Raw genomic sequence first — 3570 nt, forward strand, 5'->3', positions numbered from 1 at the left:
CAACGGGGCCAGGGTGTCGGTGAGGGCGTCGATGATGCGGTCGGTGGCCCGGCGGGCCACACCCGGATCACCCTGGGTCAGGTCGGTCAGGGCCACCGGGGCGCCGAAGTGCACCCGCACCCGCGGGCGACGCCACATCGCGCGGAGCACGCCGCCGAGCAGCCCCTTCGGCGCCTGGTAGGGGAGCACCTCGTGGCTGCCCCACTGGGCCACCGGGATGACCGGCGCGCCGCAGGCCAGGGCGAGCCGGGCGGTGCCGGTCTTGCCACGTTCGGGCCACAGGCCCGGGTCCAGACCGATGCGGCCCTCCGGGTAGACCAGGATCGCCGCGCCCGCGGCGGCAGCCGCGGCGGCGTCGTCCAGGGCCCGGTGCACGCCGCTGGTGCCCCGATCGACCCGGATGTGCCCGGCGGCGCGCATGGCGGCGCCGATCACCGGAACCCGGAACAACCCGCCGGTGGCCATGATCCGCGGCGCGATCCGGCGGGTCCGGCAGGCGGCGGTCAGCACGATCGGGTCGAACGGACTGATGTGGTTGGCGGCCAGGATCAGCGGCCCGCCGCGCAGCCGCGCCGGAATGTCGCCGGTGACCTCCAGTCGCGCCAGCAGGGCGACCACGACGCGGGCGAGCACCTGCGCGGCGCGCCAGATCAGCGGCGGTCGCCAGGGGGAGTGGGCGAGGTCCATCAGCCGGACATGGTCGCACGCTCGGCGTCACCGGCGGTGCCCGGGGCGGGCCGGACGGTGGGGTGATCAGGGTCATTGGTCCCGGGCCGGTTCGGGCCCACCGCCCCTGCCGAATCCTCTACGACGACCGGTAGTATTTACTACGTCTTGTAGTATGACTAGCCTGGGGGTCGCAGGTGGACGCGTTGGACGTCGCCCGCTGGCAGTTCGGTGTCACCACCGTCTACCACTTTCTCTTCGTGCCACTGACCATCGGCCTGTCCGTCCTGGTCGCCATCCTGCAGACCCTCTGGCACCGCACCGGCGACGAGAAGTACCTCAAACTCACCAAGTTCTACGGCAAACTCTTCCTGATCAACTTCGCCATGGGCGTGGTCACCGGCATCGTGCAAGAATTCCAGTTCGGCATGAACTGGAGCGACTACTCCCGCTTCGTCGGCGACATCTTCGGCGCACCCCTGGCCATCGAGGCCCTGGTCGCCTTCTTCCTCGAATCCACATTCATCGGCCTGTGGATCTTCGGCTGGGACCGACTGCCCAAACGCCTACACCTCGCCAGCATCTGGGCCGCCGCCATCGGCACCAACCTGTCGGCCTACTTCATCCTCGCCGCCAACTCGTTCATGCAGAACCCCGTCGGCTACCGCTACAACCCCGACACCGGCCGCGCCGAACTCACCGACTTCGTCGCCGTACTCACCAACAAGGTCGCCCTGATCACCTTCCCGCACACCATCGCCGGCGCCTTCCTCGTCGCCGGATCCCTGCTGGTGGCGGTCGCCCTCTGGCACCTCATCCGCAACCGCGACAGCACCGACACCCCCGCCTACCGCTTCGCCGCCAAGTTCGGCGCCTGGGTCACCCTGATCGCCGCCACCGCCGTCGTCATCACCGGCGACATCCAAGGCAAGATCATGACGCAGGTGCAGCCGATGAAGATGGCCGCCGCCGAGGGCCTCTACACCACCGAGAGCCCCGCCTCGTTCTCCGTACTCACCATCGGCAGCCTCGACGGCAGCCGCGAACTGTTCGCCCTCAAGATCCCGTACCTGCTGTCGTACCTCGGCACCGGCGACCCCAACGGCACCGTCCACGGCATCAACGACCTGCAAGCCCTCTACACCGCCCAGTACGGCCCCGGCAGCTACACCCCGATCATCCCGGTCACCTACTGGAGCTTCCGATTCATGATCGGCTTCGGGCTCGCCGCCGCCGCCATCGCGCTGCTCGTGCTCTGGTCGCAGCGCCGGGGCCGCACCCCGAACAGCAAATGGCTGCTGCGCGCCGGCCTGGCCATGCCCATCCTGCCGCTGCTGGCCAACTCCTTCGGCTGGATCTTCACCGAGATGGGCCGCCAACCCTGGATCGTCTTCGGCGAGATGCTCACCCGCGACGGCGTCTCCCGCAGCGTCTCCCTCGCCGAAGTCCTCACCAGCTTCACCGCCTTCACCCTCATCTACGCCACCCTCGCCGTCATCGAGGTCAAACTCCTCATCCGCTACGCCAAAGCCGGCGTACCCGACGTCACCCCCGACCCCGAACCCGACGACACCGACGACACCGACCGCCCCCTCGCCTTCGCCTACTGACCCGGAGCCCCACCGTGGAACTGACCACCATCTGGTTTCTCCTCGTCGCCGTGCTCTTCACCGGCTACTTCATCCTCGAAGGCTTCGACTTCGGCGTCGGCATGCTGCTACCCGTCCTCGGCCGCGACGACCGCGAACGCCGCGTCATGATCAACACCATCGGGCCGGTCTGGGACGGCAACGAGGTCTGGCTCATCACCGCAGGCGGCGCCATGTTCGCCGCCTTCCCCGAGTGGTACGCCACCCTCTTCTCCGGCTTCTACCTACCCCTCCTACTCATCCTGCTCGCCCTCATCGCCCGCGGCGTCGCCTTCGAATACCGCCACAAACGCCCCGAATCCACCTGGAAACAACGCTGGGACAAAGCCATCTTCTTCGGCTCCCTCATCCCCGCCATCCTGTGGGGCGTCGCCTTCGCCAACATCCTGCGCGGCGTACCACTCGACGCCGACCACGAATACGCCGGCGGACTACTCAACCTGCTCAACCCGTACGCCCTGCTCGGCGGCGCCACCACCGCGGCCCTCTTCGCCACCCACGGCGCCGTCTTCATCGCCCTCAAAACCGTCGGCGACATCCGCCACCGCGCCGCCGCCCTCGCCGTCCGCCTCGGCGTGGCCACCGCCCTGCTCGCGGTCGCCTTCCTCACCTGGACCCTGACCATCCGCTCCAGCGCCGCCGCCGTCGTGCTCGCCGCCGGCGCCGCCATCGCCCTGGTCGGTGGTCTCGCCGCCGCCAAGGTACGCCGCGAGGGCTGGGCCTTCACCGGCACCGCCGTGGCCATCGGCCTGGCCGTGGCCACCCTGTTCGCCGCGCTCTTCCCCAACGTGCTGCCCTCCACGCTGGACCCCGCCGGCACCCTGACCGCCACCAACGCCGCCTCCACCCCCTACACCCTCACGATCATGACCTGGGTGGCGGTCTTCTTCACCCCGATCGTGCTGGCCTACCAGGGCTGGACCTACTGGGTGTTCCGCAAACGCATCGGCGTGGCACACATCCCCACACACTGACCCCGGATCGGGCCGGTCAACACCGGCCCGATCCGGCACCATCAACGCCATGCGCCTGCACACCCACACCTACCAGACCACCGTCACCTGGACCGGCAACCTCGGCACCGGCACCAGCGGCTACCGCGACTACCGCCGCGACCACGACATCACCACCGACGGCCGCCCCACCATCCCCGGCAGCTCCGACCCCACCTTCCGCGGCGACCCGACCCGCTGGAACCCGGAACAACTCCTCCTCGCCGCCCTGGCCCAATGCCACCTGCTGGCCTACCTACACC

Annotated in this window: 4 protein-coding genes; 3 read left to right on the plus strand and 1 reads right to left on the minus strand. The window is 69.3% G+C overall.

Annotation, left to right across the window (positions count from 1 at the left end; translation table 11 throughout):
* The coding region (locus C1I93_RS29490) for a lysophospholipid acyltransferase family protein (protein ID WP_111246525.1) at positions 1-687 on the minus strand (687 nt) is incomplete at its 3' end.
* A 176-nt stretch (positions 688-863) separates the two neighbouring features.
* Here C1I93_RS29490 and C1I93_RS29495 point away from each other — a divergent pair.
* The 3 genes from C1I93_RS29495 to C1I93_RS29505 form a co-directional block, all read left to right on the plus strand.
* Positions 864-2276 (plus strand): cytochrome ubiquinol oxidase subunit I, encoded by a 1413-nt coding sequence (locus C1I93_RS29495; protein ID WP_111246526.1) that lies wholly within the window; start codon positions 864-866, stop codon positions 2274-2276.
* A gap of 14 nt (positions 2277-2290) precedes the next feature.
* Entirely contained in the window at positions 2291-3289 is a 999-nt protein-coding gene (cydB, locus tag C1I93_RS29500) for a cytochrome d ubiquinol oxidase subunit II (protein WP_111246527.1), read from the plus strand.
* 49 nt (positions 3290-3338) lie between these two features.
* On the plus strand, positions 3339-3570 hold a 232-nt coding region (locus C1I93_RS29505; protein WP_369007961.1), incomplete at its 3' end, for an OsmC family protein.

This window comes from Micromonospora endophytica (assembly GCF_003236305.1).
GTDB lineage: Bacteria > Actinomycetota > Actinomycetes > Mycobacteriales > Micromonosporaceae > Micromonospora > Micromonospora endophytica.